Origin of the sequence: Blastococcus sp. KM273129, from assembly GCF_021698995.1 — a bacterium.
Taxonomy (GTDB): Bacteria; Actinomycetota; Actinomycetes; order Mycobacteriales; family Geodermatophilaceae; genus Blastococcus.
The window spans coordinates 16,752-39,597 of record NZ_SSXB01000027.1 but is presented as its reverse complement, the minus strand read 5'-3'; the positions used below and the strand labels follow the sequence as shown (position 1 = coordinate 39,597).

At 75.3% G+C, this 22,846-nt stretch carries 22 protein-coding genes, 1 tRNA gene and 1 riboswitch; of the genes, 8 read left to right on the top strand and 15 right to left on the bottom strand.

The features are described from left to right. The first annotated feature begins 7 nt into the window (after positions 1–7). Positions 8–925, top strand: coding sequence for an AEC family transporter (locus tag E9565_RS23185; RefSeq protein WP_236825702.1), 918 nt, complete (start codon positions 8–10; stop codon positions 923–925). 22 nt (positions 926–947) lie between these two features. Here E9565_RS23185 and E9565_RS10175 read toward each other — a convergent pair whose 3' ends face one another. The 5 genes from E9565_RS10175 to E9565_RS10155 are packed head-to-tail and all read right to left on the bottom strand — an operon-like array spanning position 948 to position 3,866. Continuing rightward, the gene (locus E9565_RS10175; protein ID WP_236834892.1) at positions 948–1,238 is read right to left on the bottom strand and encodes a phosphatase RsbU N-terminal domain-containing protein; all 291 of its coding nucleotides are present in this window, start codon (positions 1,236–1,238) and stop codon (positions 948–950) included. Then, positions 1,235–1,624, bottom strand: coding sequence for an STAS domain-containing protein (locus E9565_RS10170; protein WP_236834890.1), 390 nt, complete (start codon positions 1,622–1,624; stop codon positions 1,235–1,237). The genes E9565_RS10175 and E9565_RS10170 overlap by 4 nt, the downstream gene beginning before the upstream one ends. Beyond that, entirely contained in the window at positions 1,621–2,523 is a 903-nt protein-coding gene (locus E9565_RS10165) for an STAS domain-containing protein (RefSeq protein ID WP_236825705.1), read from the bottom strand. Before E9565_RS10165 ends, E9565_RS10170 begins: the two co-directional genes overlap by 4 nt. Beyond that, on the bottom strand, positions 2,520–3,599 hold the full coding sequence (locus tag E9565_RS10160) for a sigma-70 family RNA polymerase sigma factor (protein ID WP_236825706.1): 1,080 nt from the start codon (positions 3,597–3,599) through the stop codon (positions 2,520–2,522). Before E9565_RS10160 ends, E9565_RS10165 begins: the two co-directional genes overlap by 4 nt. Positions 3,600–3,608: 9 nt before the next feature. Further along, the gene (locus E9565_RS10155) at positions 3,609–3,866 is read right to left on the bottom strand and encodes a hypothetical protein (RefSeq protein WP_236825707.1); all 258 of its coding nucleotides are present in this window, start codon (positions 3,864–3,866) and stop codon (positions 3,609–3,611) included. A gap of 229 nt (positions 3,867–4,095) precedes the next feature. Here E9565_RS10155 and E9565_RS10150 point away from each other — a divergent pair, with 229 nt between their 5' ends. Beyond that, entirely contained in the window at positions 4,096–4,521 is a 426-nt protein-coding gene (locus tag E9565_RS10150) for a response regulator transcription factor (protein ID WP_236825708.1), read from the top strand. A 52-nt stretch (positions 4,522–4,573) separates the two neighbouring features. Here the strand turns inward: E9565_RS10150 and E9565_RS10145 are convergent. Continuing rightward, a tRNA-Ile gene (locus E9565_RS10145) sits at positions 4,574–4,647 on the bottom strand. A gap of 168 nt (positions 4,648–4,815) precedes the next feature. Continuing rightward, positions 4,816–4,947, top strand: a riboswitch (cyclic di-AMP (ydaO/yuaA leader). A 24-nt stretch (positions 4,948–4,971) separates the two neighbouring features. On the opposite strand from E9565_RS10145, the gene E9565_RS10140 reads away from it, so the two are divergent. Together E9565_RS10140 and E9565_RS10135 are read left to right on the top strand one after the other, a co-directional pair. After that, positions 4,972–6,186 carry a M23 family metallopeptidase gene (locus E9565_RS10140; RefSeq protein ID WP_236825724.1) on the top strand — a complete coding sequence of 405 codons (1,215 nt, stop codon included), beginning with the start codon at positions 4,972–4,974 and terminating at the stop codon, positions 6,184–6,186. A 35-nt stretch (positions 6,187–6,221) separates the two neighbouring features. Continuing rightward, the gene (locus E9565_RS10135) at positions 6,222–6,878 is read left to right on the top strand and encodes a TVP38/TMEM64 family protein (RefSeq protein ID WP_236825725.1); all 657 of its coding nucleotides are present in this window, start codon (positions 6,222–6,224) and stop codon (positions 6,876–6,878) included. Here the strand turns inward: E9565_RS10135 and E9565_RS10130 are convergent. Beyond that, complete coding sequence (locus E9565_RS10130) at positions 6,875–7,768, bottom strand: maleylpyruvate isomerase N-terminal domain-containing protein (RefSeq protein WP_236834888.1); 894 nt, start codon at positions 7,766–7,768, stop codon at positions 6,875–6,877. The two genes, E9565_RS10135 and E9565_RS10130, sit on opposite strands and share 4 nt — an antisense overlap. Before the next feature lie 507 nt (positions 7,769–8,275). Here E9565_RS10130 and E9565_RS10125 point away from each other — a divergent pair. Continuing rightward, positions 8,276–8,776: a DUF3145 domain-containing protein gene (locus E9565_RS10125; protein ID WP_091934603.1), complete on the top strand. Its 501-nt coding sequence runs from the start codon at positions 8,276–8,278 to the stop codon at positions 8,774–8,776. A 109-nt stretch (positions 8,777–8,885) separates the two neighbouring features. Here the strand turns inward: E9565_RS10125 and E9565_RS10120 are convergent, their stop codons facing one another. The 6 genes from E9565_RS10120 to E9565_RS10095 all read right to left on the bottom strand — a co-directional run bounded on the left by E9565_RS10120 (position 8,886) and on the right by E9565_RS10095 (position 15,495). Next, positions 8,886–10,298, bottom strand: coding sequence for a carboxyl transferase domain-containing protein (locus tag E9565_RS10120; RefSeq protein ID WP_236825727.1), 1,413 nt, complete (start codon positions 10,296–10,298; stop codon positions 8,886–8,888). 20 nt (positions 10,299–10,318) lie between these two features. Next, positions 10,319–11,560 (bottom strand): beta-ketoacyl synthase, encoded by a 1,242-nt coding sequence (locus E9565_RS10115; protein ID WP_236834886.1) that lies wholly within the window; start codon positions 11,558–11,560, stop codon positions 10,319–10,321. A gap of 85 nt (positions 11,561–11,645) precedes the next feature. Next, positions 11,646–11,891 carry an acyl carrier protein gene (locus E9565_RS10110; RefSeq protein WP_236825729.1) on the bottom strand — a complete coding sequence of 82 codons (246 nt, stop codon included), beginning with the start codon at positions 11,889–11,891 and terminating at the stop codon, positions 11,646–11,648. 113 nt (positions 11,892–12,004) lie between these two features. Continuing rightward, positions 12,005–12,973: a beta-ketoacyl-ACP synthase III gene (locus E9565_RS10105; protein ID WP_236825730.1), complete on the bottom strand. Its 969-nt coding sequence runs from the start codon at positions 12,971–12,973 to the stop codon at positions 12,005–12,007. Next, positions 12,970–14,172 (bottom strand): acyltransferase domain-containing protein, encoded by a 1,203-nt coding sequence (locus E9565_RS10100; protein WP_236834884.1) that lies wholly within the window; start codon positions 14,170–14,172, stop codon positions 12,970–12,972. The genes E9565_RS10105 and E9565_RS10100 overlap by 4 nt, the downstream gene beginning before the upstream one ends. A 144-nt stretch (positions 14,173–14,316) precedes the next feature. Next, on the bottom strand, positions 14,317–15,495 hold the full coding sequence (locus tag E9565_RS10095; RefSeq protein ID WP_236825732.1) for a CdaR family transcriptional regulator: 1,179 nt from the start codon (positions 15,493–15,495) through the stop codon (positions 14,317–14,319). A gap of 44 nt (positions 15,496–15,539) precedes the next feature. On the opposite strand from E9565_RS10095, the gene E9565_RS10090 reads away from it, so the two are divergent. Together E9565_RS10090 and E9565_RS10085 are read left to right on the top strand one after the other, a co-directional pair. Beyond that, positions 15,540–16,121 (top strand): pirin family protein, encoded by a 582-nt coding sequence (locus E9565_RS10090; RefSeq protein ID WP_236834882.1) that lies wholly within the window; start codon positions 15,540–15,542, stop codon positions 16,119–16,121. A 54-nt stretch (positions 16,122–16,175) separates the two neighbouring features. Beyond that, positions 16,176–17,381: a M20 family metallopeptidase gene (locus E9565_RS10085; RefSeq protein WP_236825734.1), complete on the top strand. Its 1,206-nt coding sequence runs from the start codon at positions 16,176–16,178 to the stop codon at positions 17,379–17,381. On the opposite strand, the gene E9565_RS10080 is transcribed toward E9565_RS10085, so the two are convergent. Continuing rightward, a complete protein-coding gene (locus E9565_RS10080; protein ID WP_236834880.1) occupies positions 17,378–18,409 on the bottom strand; it encodes a LacI family DNA-binding transcriptional regulator in 1,032 nt (343 codons plus the stop codon). The genes E9565_RS10085 and E9565_RS10080 overlap by 4 nt on opposite strands. A 165-nt stretch (positions 18,410–18,574) precedes the next feature. Between E9565_RS10080 and E9565_RS10075 the strand changes: the two genes are divergently transcribed. Beyond that, positions 18,575–19,975 (top strand): GH1 family beta-glucosidase, encoded by a 1,401-nt coding sequence (locus E9565_RS10075; RefSeq protein WP_236834878.1) that lies wholly within the window; start codon positions 18,575–18,577, stop codon positions 19,973–19,975. 39 nt (positions 19,976–20,014) lie between these two features. Here E9565_RS10075 and aceE read toward each other — a convergent pair whose 3' ends face one another. Then, a complete protein-coding gene (gene aceE / locus E9565_RS10070) occupies positions 20,015–22,816 on the bottom strand; it encodes a pyruvate dehydrogenase (acetyl-transferring), homodimeric type (protein WP_236825737.1) in 2,802 nt (933 codons plus the stop codon). Between the last annotated feature and the right edge of the window lie 30 nt (positions 22,817–22,846).

Genomic DNA, 22,846 nt, shown 5'->3' with positions numbered 1-22,846 from the left:
TGCCCGCGTGGCGGCGGCGGCGGTGGTGCTGCCGGAGTTCTCGCTCATCGTCCTGGGCGTGGTGCTGCGCCGCTGGGCCTGGCGGGCGCCGGGCTTCTGGGTCGACCTCGAGCGCCTCGTCTACTTCGTGCTGTTCCCCGCCCTCCTCGTGCGGACCACGCTGGCGGCCGACCTCGCCGCGGGCGGCACCGGCAGCGCCCTGCTGGCGGCTCTCGGGGCTCTCGCCGCCGGCGCGCTGGTGGGCGCGCTCGTGCGCTGGTTCCCCGGCGTCGACCGGGTGACCGCCGCCTCGGGCTGGCAGACGGCGTTCCGCTTCAACACCTTCCTCGCCCTGGCCCTGGTCGACGACCGCGGTCCGGCCGCGCTCGCGCTCATGGGGGTGCTGCTGGGCGTCACGGTGCCCGCGGTCAACGTGCTCGCGGTGGTGGCCCTCGCCAACGGCACCGCCACGACGAGCGGTCGCGGGGCGGTGCTCGGCGCGCTCGGTGCCGTGGTCCGCAACCCGCTCATCGTCGCGACCGTCGTGGGCCTGCTCGGCAACGTCGCGGGCCTCGCGCTGCCGGACCCGGTCGACGCCACGCTCGGCCGGATCGCGGCCGCGGCGGTGCCGCTGGGGCTGCTGACCGTCGGTGCGGCGCTCCGCCTGCGGGGGATGGACCGGAGCGGCTGGCTGCTCTCCGGCTTCCTGGCGGCGGTCAAGCTGCTCGTGGTGCCGGCGACCGCCCTGGCCCTGGTGGTGCTCCTCGGGGTGGAGGGCGATCAGCGGGCGGTGGTGCTGGCGTTCGCGGTGGTCCCCCCGGCCACCGCGTCCTACGTCCTGGCGGCGCGGATGGGCGGCAACGGCGGCTTCGTGTCCGCGCACATCTCGGTGGCGACCACCGCGGCGCTGGTCACCGTGCCGCTCTGGCTGCTGCTCACCGGGTGACCGGGGGCGGTCCCGACCGCGGTCACCGCCCGCCCGGTGAGCGGCGCTGCGACATGTCGTAGCTGGCGACGACCTCGAGCAGGAAGTCCGACGCGGCCTCGGCGACCGCCGGCACCTCGTCGGGGGAGGTGGTCCGCAGCACCTCGACGAGGACGTCGTGGTGGACGCGGACCACCTCGAGCAGGCTGATGCCCCCGGCCAGCGCCTTGCGCCCCAGCTCGTACCCGGCGTGCAGCGATGACTCCTGCCGGTGGCCGAGGTGGCGCAGCAGGGCAGCGCGGTGGTCCCGGCGCAGGTCCTCGACGGGCGTCACCGGTGGGGCCCCGCCGTCGGCAGGGTGGCGCCCGCGAGGTGCTCCAGCCCCTCCTCGAGGTCGAGCGCCGTCACCAGGGAACCGGTGTCCATGCCGAGCCGGACGATCACGAACGCGACCTCGGGCTGGATGCCGACGACCACCGTCCGCGCGCCCCGCAGCCGCGCCATCTCCGCGATGTCCCGCAGCACCCGCGTGGCGAAGGAGTCGAGGACGTCCAGCGCCGCGAGGTCGATGATCACCCCGCGGGCGCGGTCGCGTCCGATGCGGTCGACGAGGTCCTCGCGGAAGCGCTCGAGCTGGGAGTCGTCCAGCGCGGTGTGGATCGAGGCGATCAGCGTCGGGCCCTGCTTGAGGATGGAGAACAGCCGTGGCCCGGAGCTCATGGCCCCATCGCCCCGTCGGGGTGCGCCGACGCGTACCCGAGCATCCGCTCGGCCTCCTCCAGCCCCCCTTGCAGGTCCCCGACGGTGTCCATCTTGCTCAGGTCGACGCCGATGGTCACCAGGGTCCGGGCGATGTCCGGTGACAACCCGGTGATGATCACGTTGGCGCCCATGAGGCGGGAGGCGTCGACGGTCTGCACGAGGTGGTTGGCCACCGTCTGGTCGATTGCGGGGACCCCGGTGATGTCGATGACGACGACCTTGGCCCGGTGCGTGCGGATGCCGTTGAGGAGCTGCACCGTGAGCTGCTTGGCGCGCTCGCTGTCGAGCACCCCGATGATGGGCAGGATGAGCAGCCGCTCCCGGACGGGCAGCACCGGCGTCGACAGCTCGAGGATCGCGTCCTGCTGCTGCCGGATGACCCGCTCGCGCTCGTCGACGAAGCTCACCGCCACGGTGTTGGCGATGCGGTTGGCGGCCGGCTCGTAGGCGTCCAGCACGCGGTTGAGCAGAGCGAAGTCGCGCTGGTACTTCTCGAACAGCGAGCGCGCCAGGACGTCCCTCAGGAGCAGGACGATGCCCACGACCTCGTGCGTCTCCACGCCCCTCGGGATGATGCGCTCCGAGAGGTCGCGCGCGTAGTGCTGCAGCGCCTCCACGCTGCCGGTCTCGAGCACCTCGACGTAGTTGTCGTAGACCGACGTGGTCTCCGCCGCGACCTCCTGGCTGGTCATGGCCTGGAGCAGGTGCGCGTCGCCGATGCGGGTGGTCCACTCCTGGCGCAGCCGGGTGCGGTGCTCGCGGAGGTGCGCGACCAGTTCCGGGAGCAGCACGTCGGCGTCCCGGGACTTCTCCGCCGGTCCGCGCCCCGTCGCGCGGCCGTCCTCGTTGCTGGTCATCGCTCACCCCACCACTTCGTCATGGTCACGGTGGTGCCGCGACCGACCTCCGACACGACCGTGAACTCGTCCATCAGGCGCCGGGCGCCCGGCAGGCCCAGGCCCAGGCCCGCGTAGGTGCTGAAGCCGTCCTGCAGGGCCTGCGCCACGTCGGGGATGCCCGGGCCGACGTCGCGCACGACGACGCGGATGCCCCGCCGCGGCTCCTCGAGCAGTTCGATCACCGCCTCCCCGGCCTCGGCGAACTTCACGACGTTGCGGGTCACCTCCGACACGGCGGTGGCGATCGCGGTGAGGTCGGTCGGCGGGAAGCCCAGGCGGGCGCCCGCCTCCCGGGCGGCCTGCCGGGCGGCCACGACGTCGGCGTCGGCCCGGACGGCGACGTGGATCTCGTCGTCCCGCGACCGGCCGCGGTCCACCAGCGGCTGGCTCAGCCCTGCGCAGAACCCGCACTCGAGCAGGTGCCGGGCGGCGTCGACCTCCCGCTGCCGGCGCCGGTCGCCGGAGGAGAGCGCGAGCAGCACCGGTCGGCAGCGGTCCGTCGGCGGGTCGGTCGCCTCCAGGGCCAGCAGGTACTCGACGCGCAGCCGCGCCCGGGTGCGGTTGAGCTGGGCCGCCACCGCACCGGCGGTGGACCCCAGCTCGGCGGCGAGCGAGCGGGTGTCCTGCCCCGCCACCTCGTGGGCCAGCAGGGTGGCGCGCTCACGCTCCCCCAGCCGGCGCAGCGCCGCGCTCACGGCGTCACGGTCCTCCCGGGCCAGCACGTCGGCGTCGGGCGCCTCGGAGGGGTGCAGGTCGACGACGCGGTGCTGGTTGCGCCGCTGCCGGTCCTGCTCCCGCCACAGCGAGGTGACGACGTTGCGCGCGGTCACGATGGCGTAGGGCTCCAGCATCCCCGGCTCGATCCGGCCGGCCGCGGCCAGCACGCGGGCCAGCGTCTCCTGCACCAGGTCGTCCACCGTGGCGGCGTCCCGGACCCGGGACGCGACGATCCGCCGGACGAGCGGCACGAGCGCCGTGATCTCCACCGATCCCGGTCGCTCCTCGGCGGAGCCAGCGGGCCCCGCGGCTGGCATGGCCGGACGCTACCGCCGGCGGGCGGGCACCGCCTCCCCTCGCGCGCGCCCGCCCCCGGACGGGTCCGCGAGCAGCCGCTCCCCGAGGGACCGCCGCCGCCCGGCGCGCTCGCGCAGCAGGGAGGCCAGCACGGGGCTGGTCGTGCGGTCGGCGCGGCGTTCGAGGAGCTCCGCGGTCGCCAGCTGCCCGGCCGCCTGCCGGGTCCGGGCGCACCGGAGGAGCTCCTCCCGGCGGTGGGGGATCCCGTCCCTCGGATCCGTGGTCATGGCCCACCTCGCATCATGTCTGCCCCGTGCGCAGGTGAGGACGCGGCGACGGGGACGGCATGACGCGGGGTGGGGCGGCCCGTCCCGAGCACCGCGCCCCGCCCCCGGGGACGGGGGGCGCACGGTTGCTTCGTGCGGCCGCGTCATGCACCGGGTCTCACCGCGTGTCAGTCGTGGCCGACCTCCCGCGCAGGGCGGGGGACCGGGCCGCGCGGAGGGCGGGGGAGCGGTGACCGAGATCCGGGTCGTGGTGGTGGACGACCACCCCTTCGTGCGGGACGCGCTCACTGACCTGCTGCAGGCAGCCGGTGGCATCTCCGTCGTGGGGCAGTGCGCGGACGGGAGCGAGGTCGCCGATGCCGTCCGGCAGCTGCACCCCGACGTGCTGCTGCTGGACCTGCAGATGCCGGTCGTGGACGGCCTGACCGCGGCGAGCGTGGTCCGCACCTCGCACCCGGAGGTGCGCATCGTGTTCCTCACCGGGGGCCTCAGCTCGGCCAGCGTGCGGCGGGCGCGGGCGATCGACGCGGCCGGCTACCTGCTCAAGGACGACGACCCGGCCGACCTCCCCGGCCACGTCCGGGCGGTCGCCGCCGGCGGCGCGGCGTGGCACCCCCGCGCCGCCGCTCTCCTCCACGACGCGGGACGCGCATGATCTCCGGCACACCCCGGCACACCCCGGCCGGTGGCCGGCGCCGGTCGCGCGGTGGGGCGGGTGGGGCTCGAACCCACGACCCAGGGATTATGAGTCCCATGCTCTGACCAGCTGAGCTACCGCCCCGGACGTACCAGCCTGCCAGACGGGACCCCACCAGCAGCGTCGCGACCCGGTACCCGAGTGGTGGACCGAGAAGGTTCGTTACCACCCTGTGACATCTGCAGGTTTGGCTTGTACCGTCTCTCGCGGCCCACCCGATGCCGCCCCCGACCCGGGGGCTCGGGCGGGCCCCGCCGAACTCCGCGGTCTGACCGCCGCGGGGACCGGGGACCCACGTTCTCTGGGGTGAATCCCGCCTGCGCCTCCACGGGCAGGCAGGTAGGGCACGTTCCGGCCCGAACCCGTCAGCTGACCTGGTAGGCGGACCGAGGAACGGAGACCGTCGCCTTGGCGACCACGCACCACCTGACGGGCGTCCTGCGGCGCCCACGCCGGGCAGCCGGCCGGGCGGCCATCGCCCTCACCGCACTGCTGTCGCTGTCCCTGCTCGGCGCGCCGGCCTCGTCGGCGGCCCCCAGCGCGGCCCAGAGCGAGCACGACCGCGTCGCCGCCGAGGTCCAGGGCCTGGAGCAGCGCGTCCGCGAGGCCGAGGAGCGGCTGCAGCAGATGACGCTGCGGGCCGAGGAGGCCAGCGGTGCCGTCCTCGCCACGCAGGCCGAGCTGGACCGCGCCCGGGAGCACGCCGACGCGATCGCCGCCGAGCTCGCCGCCGTCCGGGAGGCCGTCGGGCGCACCCAGGAGGACGTCGCCACCCTGGGCCGGGAGGCCTACATGGGCAGCGACGAGGCGTTCACCGAGCTCGAGATGGTGCTGCACGCCGAGGGGCCGGGGGAGCTGCTGCAGCAGGCGGCGACGCTGGACCTGCTCGGCGAGGACCGCGCCCGGGTGCTCGAGGAGCTGCGGGTCGCCGAGGCGCGCGAGGCGCGGCTTGACCGGGAGGCCAAGGCCGCCGTCGCCGAGCGCGACGCCGCGGCGGGCAAGGCGCGCGAAGCCCAGGCGGAGGCCGACCGCCTCCTCGGTGAGGCGCAGGCCGAGTTCGACGCCCTCACGGCGGAGAAGGCGGGGCTCGACCAGCAGCTCCGCGACGCCGAGATCCGGCTGCTCGAGGTGAAGGGCGCCGAGGACGCCGCCCGCGCGTACGACGAGGCGCAGGCCGCCGAGCGCGCCGTCATGACGGTGGCCGCCGCCCCGGGTGGCAGCGGCGCCGCGCTCACCCAGGGCCGGGTCACCTCCTGCTACGGCGCGCGCTGGGGCACCATGCACCTCGGCGTCGACATCGCCGCGCCGATCGGCACCCCGATCTACACGCCGGAGCCGGGCGTGGTGCTCCAGGCGGGGCCGGCCAGCGGCTTCGGGCTCGCCGTCGCGATCCAGCACCCCGACGGGGTCATCACCGTCTACGGCCACGTCAACCAGTTCTTCGTGTCGCCGGGCCAGGTGGTCAGCGGCGGGCAGCAGATCGCCGAGGTCGGCAACCGCGGCCAGTCGACCGGGCCGCACCTGCACTTCGAGACCCACCGGGGTGGCCTCTACGCCGACCGGGCCAACCCGGTCCCGTGGCTGGCGCAGCGCGGCATCTCCCTGGGCGGCAGCTGCAGCTGACCCGTCCGGCGCGCGCCCTGGGGCAGGATCAGGGCGTGCGGACGGCGGATCGGACAGGGCTGCGGGCAGCGGCGCTCGGCGCCCTGCTGCTCGGTGGCGGGGCGGCGGCGCTGACGTCGGACCTGCCGTCGGCGGAGCAGCTGCGGGCGGTCGTGGCCGGCGCCGGCGCCGCCGCCTGGCCGGTGCTGGTGGTCGCCGTCGCACTGGTGCTGCTGGCGCCGGTGCCGCGGTCGGTGGTCTCCGCCCTCCTCGGCGGGGTCCTCGGGTTCACCGCGGGGCTGGCGGTGTCCTTCGCCGGCGGGCTGCTGGCCGCCCTCCTCGCGTTCGGGCTCGCCCGCTGGCTGGGGCGGCCGGCGGTCGCCCGGCTGGCCGGTCCGCGCCTGGACCGGCTGGCCGATGGCCGGACGTTCGTCGTGGTGCTGGGGAGCCGGCTGGTGCCGGTCGTGCCCTTCGTCGCCGTCAACTACGGGGCGGGCCTCGCGGGCCTGCGGCCGGCGCCCTTCGCCGCGGCCACCGCCGTGGGGCTGGTCCCCAGCACGGTGGTGCAGGTGGGCGTGGGCGCCTCGGCCGGCGCGCTGCTCGCCCAGCTCGACACCTCCGTCCTCGTCCCTCTCCTCGCGGTCGCGCTCCTCGTGGTCGCGGCCGGAGCCGCGTGGTGGTGCCGGGGGCGGGCGGCGCGCGCGAGGGCCTAACCCCGGCCGAACAGCCGGCCGAGCACCCCGCCGGCGCCGCCGACGGTGCGCGCGGCGAGCTGGAGGATCGGTCCCCCCGGGATGCCCGGCACCTGCTGCACGATCGGTGCCAGCTGCAGCAGGCCGGGCACGTCGTGCACCTTCAGCCTGCGCCGGGCGGCCGCCGGGACGGGGTTGACCCGGCCCGACGCGGCGTCGAGCAGCAGGTCCGCCGCGGCCTCGACGGCCGGCCCCTCGACGACCCCCGCGGGCACCCGGCGCACCTGCCAGCCGCCGCCGGCCGAGGTGAACCCCCACCCGCCGTCCGGGGTGACCAGGCTGACCCGCCCGGGGATGCCGCTCGAGGCGGCCAGCGCGCCCGTGACGTCGGTCAGCGCGGCCAGCCCGGACTGCAGCACGGAGGCCGGTGGCGGCTCCGCGCCGCAGGAGACCAGGTCCATCCCGTGGACGGCGAGCTCGTAGGCCTGCCCGAGGACGACGCTGAGCAGCGGCAGCCGGCCCACGACGGAGACCGCCGGCGCGGTGTCCAGCGCCACGGGCTCGTCGGCCAGGTAGCGGGCGGTCGCGTCACGGTTGCGGCGCAGCCCGGCCAGCACCTCCTCGCGGGAGGCGTCGCGGTGGGCGGCGACGACCCGGGCGTTGACCGCGTCGGGGTCCGGTGGGGTTCCCGTGCCACCGGAGCGCGCCGACGTGACGAGGTCGTGCAGGGCGGCGTGGTCGTCCCAGCAGCCCAGGTGCACGCAGATCTCGCGGGCCCGCCACCCCGGCAGGCGTGAGGGGCGGTCCAGCTCCACCGACGCGGCCTGCGCCAGGAAGACGTCCCACGCCTCCAGCACCATCGGGGCGACGACGTCCCGCCCCGCCTCGGCCATCCCCTGGTGTGCACCCACGCCGCGGCCCTACCCGGTGGGCTCCCCGGGCAGGCATCGCCTCCCGTGCGCGCTGGACGCCTGAGCCTGGCCGTCGACGCCGCGTGGCCCAGGGGCGACGCAGGGTGAGCAGCTGGTCAGCTGGATGCGCTGGTCGCACCCTCCGGCGCCACGCCGCAGCCGGGGCGCCGGTCACACAGCGTCACCGAACCTCGCACGCCGCCTGACCGGTTCCGGATCGATCCGGGCCGGAGCGGCACCCGTCGATCGGGCGGACCTGTGAATACGCTGACACCGCTGGACGTGCCCGGTGACGGATGGTATTGGCCGCTGACCAGCAGCAAGACGCCGGGTGGACGCGGGATCGCCACTTTCGTCCCAGGAGTCGCACCCGGGCTGGCGCGATCGGGTCCCCATCGTGCAAACTTGTCGCGGGAGCCCTGCTCCGCCACTGCCGATGACGGCGCGTCACCGAATCGATGGGTCCGTAGGGGAAGACGAGACCGATCGAGTCGATGGAGGTGCCCGGTGCAGCGACGGTCAACCCAGGGTGTCGTCTTCGTGCACTCGTGCCCGAAGGCGCTCTGCCAGCACGTCGAGTGGGCGCTGGAACGCGTCGTCGGCGCGCCGGTCTCCCTGTCGTGGGCTGAGCAGCCCGCGGCGCACGGTGCCTACCGTGCCGAAGTGGCGTGGACGGGATCGCCCGGCACCGGCGCCAAGCTCGTCGCTGCCCTGCGGGCGTGGCCGATGCTGCGGTTCGAGGTCACCGAGGAGGCCAGCCACGGCAACGACGGCGAGCGCATGTCCTACGTGCCCGGGCACGGGGTCTTCCGCGCGCCCACCAGCGCCAACGGCGACCTCATCGTCACCGAGCAGCAGTTGCGGCACCTGGCCGCCACGGCCACCTCGATCGAGGCGTTCCGCCACGGCGTCGACGAGCTGCTCGGCGCGGCGTGGGACGCCGACCTGGAGGTCTACCGGCACGCCGGCGACGGCAGCCCGGTGACCTGGCTGCACCAGGTGGTCTGAAGGTCACGATCGGGGCACGACACCCCCGCCCCGGCGGTGCGGTCGTCGTAGCCTGGAGCGGGCCGTCCGGGCGCCGTCGGGGAAGCGGCGCCGGGACGGCCTTTCCACGTCAGAGCGGGATGTTGCCGTGGGCCCCGCGACCGTGCGGGGCGGTGGCGAGCGCCTCGACCAGCCGCTGCCGGGTGCGCACCGGCTCCACCACCTCGTCGACGACCCCGATCTGCAGTGCCCGGTTCACCCCGCCGGCGATGCGCTCGTGCTCCTCGGCCAGCTGGGCGTGCAGCGCCTCGCGCTCGCCGGGAGGGGCCGCGGCCAGCTTCTTGCGGTGCAGGATGCCGACGGCCGCCTTGGCGCCCATGACGGCGACCTCGGCGCCGGGCCACGCGAACACCGCGGTCGCGCCCAGCGAGCGCGAGTTCATCGCGATGTAGGCGCCGCCGTAGGACTTGCGGGTCACCAGCGTCACGCGCGGCACCACCGCCTCGGCGAAGGCGTGCAGCAGCTTGGCCCCCCTCCGGACGACGCCGTCCCACTCCTGGCCGACGCCGGGGAGGTAGCCGGGCACGTCGACCAGCACCACCAGGGGGACGCCGAAGGCGTCGCACATCCGCACGAACCGCGCCGCCTTCTCCGCGGACGCCGAGTCCAGGCACCCGCCCAGCCGCAGCGGGTTGTTCGCGATGACGCCGACGGTGCGCCCGGCCAGCCGGCCCAGCGTGGTCACGACGTTGGGCGCGAACCGCGGGTGCAGCTCCAGCCCCGGCTCGTCGAGCAGGGAGGAGACCAGCGGCTTCACGTCGTAGGCCCGGTTGGTCTGCTCGGGCAGCAGGGCCGCCAGGTCTGTGCCCGGCTGGTCGCCGGCCGGGCCGAAGCTGCCCTGGGCGGCGAGCAGGTCGACGGCCAGCCGCGCGGTCTCCAGCGCCGCGGGCTCGGAGTCGGTGACCACGTGGACGACGCCGCTGCGCCGGCCGTGGGTGTCCGGCCCGCCCAGGCTCTCCATGTCGACGTTCTCGCCCGTGACCGAGCGGACCACCTCCGGCCCGGTGACGAACACCCGGCCGGCCGGCCCCATGACCACCAGGTCGGTCAACGCCGGACCGTAGGCCGCACCTCCCGCGGCCGGGCCCAGCACCACCGAGATCTGCGGGATCCGGCCGGAGGCCCGCACCATGGCCGCGAACACCTCGCCGACGGCGTGCAGGGCGGTGACGCCCTCGGCCAGCCGCGCCCCGCCGGAGTGCCAGATGCCGATGACCGGCACCCGCTCGCGCAGGGCGGCGTCGATGGCGTCGACGATGTGCCGGCAGCCGTCGACGCCCATCGCCCCGCCCATCACCGTGGCGTCGGTGCAGAAGGCGATGGCGGGGCTCCCCGAGACCGTGCCGCGGGCGGCCAGCACCCCCGAGGTGTCGCGCGTGCCGAGCAGCTGCACCGAGCCCGCGTCGAAGAACCGCCGGAGCCGGTCCTCCGGATCGCGGGGGTCGGGCGCGGTCACGGTGGGCGCGGCCTGGACTGTCGTCACGGGTACCTCCGGGTCGGTGTTCAGGCGGTGGTGAACACGAGCGCGATGTTGTGCCCGCCGAAGCCGAACGAGTCGTTGACGGCCGCAGTGAGCTGGGCCTTGCGCGGCTCGCGGCGCACGATGTCGAGGGCCTGGACGGCGGCGTCGTCGTCGGGGTCGTCGAGGTTCGCCGTGGCCGGCACGACCTGCTCGCGCAACGCCAGGATGGTGAACACCGACTCCAGCGCCCCGGCCGCGCCGAGCAGGTGCCCGGTCTGGCTCTTGGTGGCGGTGACCAGCACGTGCTCACCGAGCGACGAGCGGATCGCGGCGGCCTCGGCGGTGTCGCCGACCGGGGTGGAGGTCGCGTGGGCGTTGACGTGCCCGATGTCGGTGGGGGAGAGCCCGGCGTCGCGCAGCGCGGCGGCGATGGCGCGGCCGGCGCCCTCGCCCTCGGGGTGCGGGGCGACCAGGTCGTAGCCGTCGGCGGTCGCGCCGGCGCCGGCGAGCCGGGCGTGCACCCGGGCACCGCGGGCGGCGGCCGAGTCGGCGCGCTCCAGGACCAGCGCGGCCGCGCCCTCGCCGAGCACGAAGCCGTCACGGCCCTTGTCGAACGGGCGGGAGGCGCGCTCGGGCTCGTCGTTGCGGGTGGACATGGCGCGCATGGCCGCGAAGCCGGCCATGGGGAGCGGGTGGACGCAGGCCTCGGCCCCGCCCACGAGCACGACGTCCGCGCGGTCGAGGCGCAGCAGGTCCAGGCCCCAGCGGATCGCCTCGGCGCCGGAGGCGCAGGCGCTCACGGGGGCGTGCACGCCACCCTTGGCCCCGACGGCCAGGCCGACGGCGGCGGCGGGCCCGTTGGGCATGAGCATCGGGATGGTGAAGGGGGAGACCCGCTTGGGACCCTTCTGCTCGAGCACGTCGTCCTGCCCGAGCAGCGTGAGCGCACCACCGATGCCGGTGCCGAAGACGACGGCGATGCGCTCGGGGGCGACGCCGGACCCGGCCACGCCGGACTCGGCCCAGGCCTGCTCGGCGGCGACGACCGCCACCTGCTGGCTGCGGTCCAGGCGGCGGGCGCGGACGCGGTCGATCTGCTCCGCGGGGTCGGTGGCGAGGCGGGCGACCAGCTGGGCCGGGAACTCCTGCACCCACTCCTCGGTGATCCGGCTGACGCCCGAGCGGCCGGCGAGCAGGGCGTCCCAGGTGCCGGCCACGTCCCCGCCGAGGGGCGTGGTGGCCCCGAGGCCGGTGACGACGACGTCGGTGGTGGACGGGCTCATGGGTCTCTCCTCGTGCGGACGACGGCCCGGTCGGGCCGGATCGGGGGTCGGGTCCCGCCGGCGGCCGGCCGGCGGGACCCGGGGCTCAGCCCTGGTTGCTCTCGATGAAGCTGATGGCGTCGCCGACGGTCTTGATGTTGGCGAGCTGGTCGTCGGGGATGGCGACGCCGAACTTGTCCTCGACGGCGGTCGCGATCTCGACCATCGACAGGGAGTCGACGTCGAGGTCCTCGGTGAAGGACTTCTCCGGAGTGGCGTCGGCGGGGGTCACGCCCGCCACCTCCTCCAGGATCTCGGCGAGTCCGGCCTGGATCTCCTGGGTGCTGGCCAACGCGGGGTCCTCTCTCTCGGATGGGACGGCGTCCCCGGGCGGGGGCGCCGTCGACGTCCGGGACGGGTGTCCCGGGGTTCTGGGGGGAGCGGTGGCGCTCCCGGCCGGAGGCGTCACGGCAGCACGACGACCTGCCCGGCGAAGGTCAGGCCCGCCCCGTACCCCAGCAGGAGCGCGACATCACCGCTCTTCGCCTCGCCGCTCTCCAGCAGGGCGTCCAGGGCCAGCGGGACCGAGGCCGAGGAGGTGTTGCCGGAGCGCACGATGTCGCGGGCGATGACGGTCCCCTCGGGCAGCTTCAGCCGCTTGGCCATCAGCTCGATGATCCGCAGGTTGGCCTGGTGCGGCGCGAACACGTCGATGTCCTCGGGCCCGACGCCGGCGCGGCGCATGGCCTCGACCAGGGTGTCGGTGAGCTTCGTCGTCGCCCACCGGTACACCGCCTGGCCGGCCATGCTCATGCCGGTCTCGTCCGGGGGGATCGCGATCGCCTCGTGCAGGTCGCCGTCGCTGCCCCAGACCGCCGGGCCGATGGTGGGCTCCTCGGACGCGGTGACGACGGCGGCGCCGGCGCCGTCGGCGAAGATCACCGCCGTCGCCCGGTCCTCGAGGTTGGTGTAGTCGGTGAGCCGCTCCCCGCCGATGACCAGGGCGTTGCGGGCGGTGCCGCTGCGGATCGCGTCGGAGGCGGCGCTCAGCGCGTAGCACCAGCCGGCGCAGCCGGCGTTGACGTCGAAGGCGCCGGGGCGGGGCACCCCGAGCTGGTGGGCGATCCGCGGGGCGAGCCCGGGGATCGCCTTCGGCGGGCTGGTGGTCGCCAGGAGCACCAGGTCGATCTCGCCGGCGTCCAGGCCGCTGGCCGCCAGCGCCTTCCCGCCCGCGGCCACCGACATCTCCACCAGCGTCTCGTCGGGCTCGGCCCACCGGCGCTCGGCGATGCCGACCCGTGCCTGGATCCACTCGTCGTTGGTGTCCATGCGCTCGGCGAGCTCGTCGTTGGTCACCCGTCGACGGGGGCGGTAGCTGCCGAACCCGAGGATCCGGGCGCCCGGGGCGCCCCGGTCGAGCTTCAGCGTGGTCACGCGGTCACCTCCGGGTAGAGCCGGGCGATGGGGTCGCCCGCGTCGACGAGGTCCCCGTCGTGCACGAGCCACTCGGCGAGCACGCCGTCGTAACCCGCGGAGACGTTGACCTCCTCGCGGCGGCCGCGGATGCAGCCCAGCGGGGTGCCGGCCGGCAGGTGCGTGCCCTCGGCGATCTCCGCGGGGCTGACCGTCCCGCGGGCGGGGGCCACGACCATGCGCCAGTCGGGCAGGTGCTCGGCCTCGCTGCGGCCGCGCTCGGCCTCGATCAGCTCGCGGGCGCGGTCGAGGTCGGCGGGCGTGCTGACGGCGAGCACCTCGATGCCCGCGCCCTTCCACTCCCGCTTGGCCAGCCCGGCGAGGGCCCCGGCCGGCGGCAGCTCGATGACGGCCGTGACGCCGAGCTCGCGCATCGTCGCCAGGCAGGAGTCGAAGCGCACCGGGCTGGTGACCTGGCTGACCAGGCGGGCCAGGACCTCCGTGCCGGAGTCGACGGCCGCGCCGTCGGCGTTGGAGAGCAGCAGCCGGCTGGGATCGGCCGGGCGGAGCCCGCCGACGAGGCCCTCGAGCTCCTCGCGGGCCGACGCCATGTACGCGGTGTGGAAGGCGCCGGCGACCGGCAGCGGCATGATCCGCGCCCTGGCCGGCGGCTCGGCCTTGAGCGCGGCCAGCCCGTCGAGGGGGCCGGCGGCGACGACCTGGCCGCCGCCGTTCATGTTGGCCGGGGTGAGCCCGTGCCGCTCCAGGGCGGCGAGCACCTCGCCGGGGTCGCCGCCCAGGACGGCGGACATGCCGGTGGGCGTCTGCGCGCAGGCGGCGGCCATGGCCCGGCCGCGGACGGCGGTCAGCGCGATCGCCGCCTCGACGCTCAGCACGCCCGCCAGCGCGGCGGCGGTGAGCTCGCCGACGCTGTGGCCGGTGATGACGACGTCGCGCCCGGTGTGCGGGGTGTGCGCCACCGGGCCCGGCAGCCCGCCGAGCTCGCGGGCCACGAACAGGCTCATCGCGACCACCAGCGGCTGGGTGACCGCGGTGTCCTTGATCGCCTCGGCGTCACCCGTGGTGCCCAGCGACAGCAGGTCGGCGCCGGCGATGGCGCCGGCCCAGCGGAAGAAGGGTTCGGCGCCGGGGAGGTCGAGCCAGTCGGTCAGCATCCCGGGCTTCTGCGCACCCTGACCCGGGGCGAGGACGGCGAGCACCTGCTCACCGTGCCAGTGATCACCGGTCCCGCGCGCGGCGACCGGGCACGAAAGGACACCGGTGATCTTTGTAGGATTCCTCCAAAACCCGCGCCCTCTGGGGGCCTGTGTCCGGCGATCCGTGGTGGGAACCGTACGTCCGGGTCAGTGCCAGAGGGAGCGGTCGCGGTCCAACGCGGCGAGCGCGAGGGCCACCTGGAGCGTCCAGCTGCCCCGCGGGTCGGTCGCCGAGAGCCCGGTCAGCTCGGCCGCGCGGCGCAGCCGGTACCGCACCGTGTTGGGGTGCACGAAGATCGCCCGGGCGCTCGCCTCCAGGTTGCCGCCGGTGCTCAGCACGGCCCGCACGGTCTCGAGCACGCCACCGCCGGCCGAGCGCAGCGGTGCGGCGACCTGGTCGTGCAGCGCGGTGCGGGCCAGCGGGTCGCCGGCGAGGGCGCGCTCGGCCAGCAGGGCGTCGGCGGCGACGGGGCGCGGCGCCTCGGGCCACGCGCCCGCCGCCCGCAGGCCGGCGAGCGCCGCCGCGGCGGAGTGGGCCGCCCGCCCCAGCCCGTCGACCACCGGCCCGGTGACCACCGGGCCCTCCCCGCACTCGTCGGCGACCCGCTCCGCGACCGCCTCCAGGTCGCCGGTGCCGCCCAGGACGACCACCAGCTGGTCGGCGTGCACGCCGACCAGCACGTCGCAGTCGAGCGAGCGGGCGGCCCGGCGCACGGCGCCGTGCGGGTCGTCGACCCCGGTCGGCGTCGCGCCGACCACGACCAGCGCCGGGGTGCCGGCGGCCCAGCCCAGCGCCGCGGCCCGGCCCGAGAGCTCCTCCGAGCGCTCGCCGCGGACCAGCGCGTCGACCACCAGGGCCTCGAGCCGGGCGTCCCACGCGCCCCGGCTCTCCGCGAAGCTCGCGTAGACGTGCGCGGTGGCGAAGGCGACCTCGCGGCTGAACTGCAGCACGGCCAGCCGCAGCGTCTCCTCGTCCCCGGGCTCGGCGACGGAGGTGACCCGCTCCTCCATGACCTCGACGGTGACCTTGATCAGGTCGACGGTCTGCTTCAGCGCCACCGCCCGGACCAGCTCGCGGGGTGCCGCGCCGAACACCTCGCCGGTCAGCCGCGGCGGCCGGCCGGGGTGGCGGCACCACTCGACGAGGGAGGCGATCCCCGCCTGGGCCACGAGGGTGACCCAGGAGCGCTGGTCGGCGGGCATGGCCCGGAACCAGGGCAGGTCCTCGTCCATGCGCGCGACGGCCTGCGTGGCCAACGACCCCGACGCGCGCTCCAGCCGCCGGAGCGTCGCGTCGCTCGGCGGGTGGTTGCTCACCCGGCTCACCGGGTCAGCGTGTCACGCCGCCCGGCTTCGGGGAGAGTGGCCCCGTGGACGTTCCCCCGGCCGGGGTTCCCGCGGAGGGCCCCGGCGACCCGGTGTCCCGGGTGGTGCTCGCCCCCGGCGACGGCTCGCTGGGCCCGCTGCTGCGGGTCGCCGACGACCGGCTCGCCCCCGGTCAGGGCTACGGCCGGCACGACCACCGCGCCGTCGACGTCGTCGCCGTCGTCCTGGCGGGGGAGCTGCACCACCGGTGGCGGGCCGGTGCGGACCTGGCCGCCGGCGACGTCGCCGTGCTGCGCGCGGGGGCCGGGCTGGCCCACGACGAGGTGGCCGGCGGCCGGGGGGCCCGGGTGCTGCAGTGCTACCTGCGCAGCGCCGCGCCGGCGGAGCCGGCGACGCACGCGGTCCACCGGTCGCCCGGTGGCTGGGTGGAGCTCGGGCGGGCCGACGCGCGGCTGTGGGTGGGCCGCGCGGCGCCGGGGGAGGAGCTCGTGCCACCCGCCGGCCTGGTGCTCGTCGCCGGCGACGACGGTGTCCGGCCGCACGTGGGCGGCCCGGTGCGCGCCCCCGGTGCGGTGACCGTGCTGGCCTGGCGGCTCGACGCCGGCCGGCCGAGCTGGGCGGGGTGACCGGGCTGACCGGGCGATGGGCGCGACCCCGACCCCGTGGGTGAGAGTGGGGGCATGCCGATCAGCCCCGCCGAGGTCCTCGCCGCCGCGTACTCCGACGCCGACCGCACGATCGAGCTGCGCCGGCGGCTGCACCGGCACCCGGAGATCGGGCTGCACCTGCCGAGGACGCAGGCGGCGGTGCTGGATGCGTTCGCCGAGCTGCCGCTGGAGGTCAGCACCGGCACCACGACCAGCTCGGTCGTCGGCGTGCTGCGCGGCGCCCGGCCGGGGCCGACCTTCTTGCTCCGCGGCGACATGGACGCGTTGCCGGTGCAGGAGGACAGCGCCCTGCCGTTCGCCTCGGAGGTGCCCGGGGTGATGCACGCCTGCGGGCACGACACCCACGTCGCGATGCTGGTCGGGGCGGCCCGGCTGCTCGCCGACCGCCGCGAGGAGCTCGCCGGTCAGGTGGTGTTCATGGCGCAGCCGGGGGAGGAGGGCTTCCACGGCGCCCGCTACATGCTGGACGAGGGGCTGCTCGACGCCGTCCCCGAGGCGCCGGTGAGCGGCGCGTTCGCGCTGCACGTCTCGTCGACGCTGCCCAGCGGCACGGTGAACCTCCGGCCCGGCCCGGTGATGGCCGCGGCCGACCAGTGGCGCATGACGCTGCGCGGCCGCGGGGGGCACGCCTCCGAGCCGCACGCGGCCGCCGACCCGGTCCCGGTGGCGGCCGAGATCGTGCTCGCCCTGCAGTCGATGGTCACCCGCCGCGTCGACGTCTTCGACCCGGCGGTGGTGACCGTCGCGCACATCGAGGCGGGCAGCACGAACAACGTCATCCCCGACACCGCGTTCCTGGAGGGGACGATCCGGACGCTCTCCGCCGAGCGGCGGGCCGACGTCGTCACCTCCGTGCAGCGGGTGGCCGCGCACGTCGCCGCCGCGCACGAGATGGAGCTGCACTGGGAGCACATCGAGGGCTACCCGGTCACCATGAACGACCCCGGCATGGCCGCGCACGTGCTGACGACGGCGGCCGAGCTGCTGGGCCCGGAGGCGGCCGTGCTGATGCCGGCGCCGCTCATGGGTGCCGAGGACTTCTCCTACGTGCTGCAGCGGGTGCCGGGCGTGATGGCGTGGCTCGGCGCCCGCCCGCACGGCGTGGACCCCGCCACGGCGCCCCCGAACCACTCCAACCTCGTCGTGTTCGACGAGGAGCCGCTGCCGGCCGGCGTCGCCCTCTACGCGCAGATGGCGCTGCAGGCCCTCCGCGGCTAGGCCGAGGCGCGCCGGACCAGGGCGGTGCCGCAGACGCGGGACCCGGCGGCCGCTGACCCGCCCGAGCCGATCTGCTCGAGAAGCAGGTCGATCAGCCCCCCGGTCATCTCGTCCAGGGGCTGGGCCACGGTGGTGAGCGGCGGGTCGCAGGTGGCGGCGACCTCGGCGTCGTCGAAACCCACCACCGCGACGTCCTCGGGCACCCGCCGCCCGGCCGCCCGCAGCACGCGCAGCGCGCCGACCGCCATCGGGTCGGAGGCGACGAAGACGGCGTCGAGGTCGGGCACGTCGCCGAGCAGCCGGGTCATGGCGCGGGAGCCCCCCGCCTCGGTGAAGTCGCCCTCGGCGACCAGTTCTGGACTGGCCGGCGCGCCGGCGGCGGCCAGGGCGGCGCGGTACCCGGTCAGCCGGTCGAGGCCGGCCACCATGTCCAGCGGGCCGGAGACGGTGCCGATGCGGGAGCGGCCCAGCCGCAGCAGGTGGCTGGTGGCGGCCCGGGCCCCGCCGACGTTGTCGGCGTCGACGTACGGCACCGGCCGGCCGTCGAAGGGGCGCCCGGAGAGCACGAGCGGCACGGGGGAACGGGCGAGCAGGTCGGGCAGGAGGTCGTCGCGGTGCAGGGAGATGAGGATGACGCCGTCGACGTGCCCCTGCCGGACGTACCGGGCCACCTTCTCCTGCTCCCGGCGCCCCCGGGCGGCCAGGAGGACCAGGTTCTGCTCGGTGTCGGCCAGCCGGGCGGACAGCCCGCGCACGATCCGCGCGAAGAAGGGGTCGGCGAAGATCTGGGTGTTCGACTCCGAGAGGACCAGGGCGATGGTGTCGGTGCGCCGGGTGACGAGGCTGCGGGCCATCCGGTTGGGCACGTAGCGCAGCGCCTCGACCGCGGCGTGCACGGCGTCCCGGGCCTCGGGGCTGACGCGCGGCGAGTCGTTGATGACCCGCGACACCGTGGCGCGCGAGACCCCGGCGAGCGCGGCCACCTGCTCGAGCGTGGGCGTCGGAGGGCGCGGACCGGTGGTGGTCATGTCAGCTCCTCACGGTGACGGGCGGCGACGGCTCGCGACCGCCGGGTGGTCACCGTAGTGCCGGTGCGGCCACCGCACGAGGTGTGAGAGCGTTCTCACCACGCCCGGCCGGACTCGCGCCGGCCGGCGCCCCGGACCGATCGACCGCCAAGGAGCAGCGCGCCCATGTCCTCGACCGACAGCCGTCCGGAGCTCGCCGGAGGGCTCACCTTCCCGCCCGGGTTCTTCTTCGGCGCCGCCACGGCCGCCTACCAGATCGAGGGCGCCGTCGACGTCGACGGCCGGGGCCCCTCGATCTGGGACACCTTCAGCCACACCCCGGGCCGGACCTTCCAGGGCCACACCGGCGACGTCGCCGTCGAGCACTACACCCGGTACCCCGAGGACGTCGCGCTGATGAGGGAGCTGGGCCTGTCGGCCTACCGGTTCTCCGTCGCCTGGCCGCGGGTGCTGCCCGAGGGTGCCGGCCGGGTGGAGCAGCGGGGCCTGGACTTCTACCGCCGCCTGGTCGACGAGCTGCTCGAGCAGGGCATCGACCCGTGGCTGACGCTTTACCACTGGGACCTGCCCCAGGCGCTGCAGGACCGCGGCGGCTGGACCTCCCGAGACACCTCGGCCCGCTTCGCCGACTACGCCGGGATCGTCCACGACGCGCTCGGTGACCGGGTGCGGCACTGGTCGACGCTGAACGAGCCGATGGTCAGCGCGCTCCTGGGCCACCAGTCCGGGGCGCACGCGCCGGGCGTCCGGGACGCCGTCTCGGCCTCGCGGGCGGTGCACCACCTGCTGCTCGGCCACGGCCTGGCCGCCGGCGTCCTGCGCGGGCGCGGCGTCGACCACCTGGGCATCACGCTGAACTTCACGCCGATGTCCCCGGCCAGCGACCGGCCCGAGGACGTCGACGCCGCGCGGCGGCTCGACGGCCAGCAGAACCGCATGTTCCTGGTGCCGCTGGTCACCGGCGCCTACCCCGAGGACGTCGTCGCCGACCTCGCGGCCGCCGGCGCGCCCCTGCCGGTGGAGGACGGCGACCTCGAGGTCATCGGTGCGCCGCTGGACTGGCTGGGCGTCAACTACTACTTCGAGGAGACCGTGCGGGCCGGGGTCCGCCCCGAGGGCATGCCGCCGACGTCGTTCATCGGCGGGGAGGACGTCGTCGAGCTCGACCCCGAGGGCGTCACGACCACGATGGGCTGGGGGGTGAGCCCCGAGGCGTTCACCCGGCTGCTGCGGTGGATCGGGGAGCAGGCGCCCGGACTGCCGCTGGTCATCACCGAGAACGGGTCGGCATGGGCGGACGAGGTGTCGCCCGACGGGGCCGTGCACGACCCCGAGCGGACCGACTTCCTGCTGCGGCACCTCGCGGCGCTGCGCACCGCCATGGACGAGGGCGTCGACGTCCGCGGCTACTTCGCGTGGTCGCTGCTGGACAACTACGAGTGGGCCCGGGGGTACGCCCAGCGGTTCGGGCTCGTGCACGTGGACTACGACACCCAGCGCCGCACCGTCAAGGACAGCGGCCGGGTCTACGCCGACGTCATCCGCCGCCACCGCGAGCAGGGCTGAGACGGGGAGCGGGGCCCGTCACGGGCCCCGCTCCCCGTCTCAGGTCGCCGGGCTGGGGTCGGACCGCTCGTCTGCCGGCGCGGCCTGCACGTCCCGGATCCGGTACTTCTCCACGGCCTCGCGCACCTTGGCGCGGTCGACCTGCCCCTCGTCGGCCAGCGAGGCGAGCGTGCGCACCACGATCGACTCGGCGTCGACGTGGAAGTGCCGCCGCAGCGCCGGGCGGGTGTCGGAGAGGCCGAAGCCGTCGGTGCCGAGGGTCGCCATGCCGCCGGGCACGAACGGCGCGATCAGGTCGGGCACCGCCCGCATCCAGTCCGACACCGCGACCACCGGGCCGACCGTCTCCTGCAGCCGGGAGGTCACGTACGGGGTGCGGGGCTCCTCCTCCGGGTGCAGGAGGTTGTGCTCCTGGCACTCGTCGGCCTGCCGGCGCAGCTCGTTCCACGAGGTGACCGACCAGACGTCGGCGCTCACCCCCCAGTCCTGCGCCAGCAGCTCCTGCGCCCGCAGTGCCCACGGCACGGCGACGCCGGAGGCCAGCACCTGGGCCTTGGGCCCCTCGGTGCCCGGACCCGCGGCGTAGCGGTACATGCCGGCGAGCAGGCCCTGGACGTCGAGGTCCTCGGGCTCGGCCGGCTGGTTGAACGGCTCGTTGTAGACCGTCAGGTAGTACATGACGTCGGGGGAGCGGGAGCCGCCCAGCGGGGCGCCCGGGTCCTCGCCGTACATGCGGGCCAGCGCGTCCCGGGTGATGTGCGCGACCTCGTAGGAGAACGCCGGGTCGTAGGAGACCACCGCGGGGTTGGTCTGCGCGAGCAGCAGCGAGTGCCCGTCCTCGTGCTGCAGCCCCTCGCCGTTGAGCGTCGTCCGCCCGGCCGTGGCACCCAGCATGAAGCCGCGGGTCATCTGGTCGGCGGCGGCCCAGATCGAGTCGCCGGTCCGCTGGAACCCGAACATCGAGTAGAAGATGTAGATCGGGATCATCGGCTCGCCGTGCGTCGCGTACGAGGTGCCGACGGCGGTGAACGACGCCGTCGAACCGGCCTCGTTGATGCCCTCGTGCAGGATCTGCCCCTGCTCGGACTCCTTGTAGGTGAGCATGAGCTCGCGGTCGACCGAGGTGTAGCGCTGGCCGGCCGGGTTGTAGATCTTCTGGGTCGGGAAGAGGGAGTCCATCCCGAAGGTGCGCGCCTCGTCGGGGATGATCGGCACGAACCGCGGGCCGAGCTCCTTGTCCTTGAGCAGCTCCTTGAGCAGGCGGACGAACGCCATCGTCGTCGCCACCTCCTGCTTGCCCGAGCCGCGGCGCAGGACGTCGAGCGCCTTGTCGTCGGGCGCCTTGAGCGTCTTGAACTCCGAGCGGCGGCGCGGGACGGCCCCACCGAGGGCCCGGCGCCGCTCGAGCATGTACTGCATCTCGTCGGAGTCCGGGTCGGGCCGGTAGTACGGCGGCAGGGTCTTGTCCAGCGCCGAGTCGGGGATGTCCAGGTAGAGCCGGTCGCGGAAGGCGGCGAGGTCCTCGGCGGTCAGCTTCTTCATCTGGTGGGTGGAGTTGCGGCCCTCGAAGTGGCTGCCCAGGGTCCAGCCCTTGATGGTCTTGGCGAGGATGACGGTCGGCTGGCCCTTGTGCTCCACCGCCGCCTTGAACGCCGCGTAGACCTTGCGGTAGTCGTGCCCACCCCGGGAGAGGTTCCAGATCTCCTTGTCGCTCATGTTCTCCACGAGCTTGCGGGTGCGCGCGTCCTTGCCGAAGAAGTGCTCGCGGACGAAGGCGCCGTCCTCGGCCTTGTAGGTCTGGTAGTCGCCGTCGGGCGTGGAGTTCATGATGTTGACCAGCGCGCCGTCGCGGTCGGCGGCCAGCAGCGGGTCCCACTCCCGGCCCCAGATCACCTTGACGACGTTCCAGCCGGCCCCGCGGAAGAACGACTCCAGCTCCTGGATCACCTTGCCGTTGCCCCGGACCGGGCCGTCGAGCCGCTGCAGGTTGCAGTTGACGACGAACGTGAGGTTGTCCAGCTCCTCGCGGGCGGCCAGCCCGATGACGCCCAGCGACTCGGGCTCGTCCATCTCGCCGTCGCCGAGGAACGCCCACACGTGCTGGTCGGAGGTGTCCTTGATGCCGCGCGCGTGCAGGTAGCGGTTGAACCGCGCCTGGTAGATGGCGTTGAGCGGGCCGAGCCCCATCGAGACGGTGGGGAACTCCCAGAAGTCGGGCATCAGCCGCGGGTGCGGGTAGGACGACAGCCCGCCGCCGGGGTGGCTGACCTCCTGGCGGAAACCGTCGAGCTGGTCCTCGCTGAGCCGGCCCTCGAGGAACGCGCGGGCGTAGATGCCGGGGGAGGCGTGCCCCTGGAACCAGATCTGGTCGCCGCCGCCGGGGTGGTCCTTGCCGCGGAAGAAGTGGTTGAAGCCGACCTCGTAGAGCGAGGCCGACGACGCGTAGGAGGAGATGTGCCCGCCGACGCCGATGCCCGGCCGCTGCGCGCGGTGGACCATGATCGCGGCGTTCCACCGGATGTAGGCGCGGATCCGCCGCTCGACGTGCTCGTCACCCGGGAACCAGGGCTCGCGCTCGGGCGGGATGGTGTTGATGTAGTCGGTGCTGCGCAGGGCGGGCACGCCGACCTGCTGCTCGCGGCTGCGCTGCAGCATCCGGAGCATCAGGTACCGGGCCCGTCCGCGGCCGGCGTGGTCGACGACGGCGTCGAGGGACTCCAGCCACTCCTGCGTCTCGTCGGGGTCGGTGTCGACCAGCTGGCTGGGGAGCCCGTCGGTGATGACCGCGCGGGCCTGTCCTGCGCGGGCGGGGTCGCCGTCCGGCTGCTGCGGTGCGCTCATGCCCCCATCGTCTCCCGACGACGTCGTCCG

Coding starts and splice junctions, on each gene's coding strand:
- E9565_RS10155 (WP_236825707.1), bottom strand. CDS start 3,866: ATGACCACGGATCCGAGGGACGGGATCCCCCACCGCCGGGAGGAGCTC.
- E9565_RS10115 (WP_236834886.1), bottom strand. CDS start 11,560: ATGAGCCCGTCCACCACCGACGTCGTCGTCACCGGCCTCGGGGCCACC.
- E9565_RS10160 (WP_236825706.1), bottom strand. CDS start 3,599: ATGCCAGCCGCGGGGCCCGCTGGCTCCGCCGAGGAGCGACCGGGATCG.
- E9565_RS10085 (WP_236825734.1), top strand. CDS start 16,176: ATGCCGATCAGCCCCGCCGAGGTCCTCGCCGCCGCGTACTCCGACGCC.
- E9565_RS10170 (WP_236834890.1), bottom strand. CDS start 1,624: ATGAGCTCCGGGCCACGGCTGTTCTCCATCCTCAAGCAGGGCCCGACG.
- E9565_RS10080 (WP_236834880.1), bottom strand. CDS start 18,409: ATGACCACCACCGGTCCGCGCCCTCCGACGCCCACGCTCGAGCAGGTG.
- E9565_RS10075 (WP_236834878.1), top strand. CDS start 18,575: ATGTCCTCGACCGACAGCCGTCCGGAGCTCGCCGGAGGGCTCACCTTC.
- E9565_RS10165 (WP_236825705.1), bottom strand. CDS start 2,523: ATGACCAGCAACGAGGACGGCCGCGCGACGGGGCGCGGACCGGCGGAG.
- aceE (WP_236825737.1), bottom strand. CDS start 22,816: ATGAGCGCACCGCAGCAGCCGGACGGCGACCCCGCCCGCGCAGGACAG.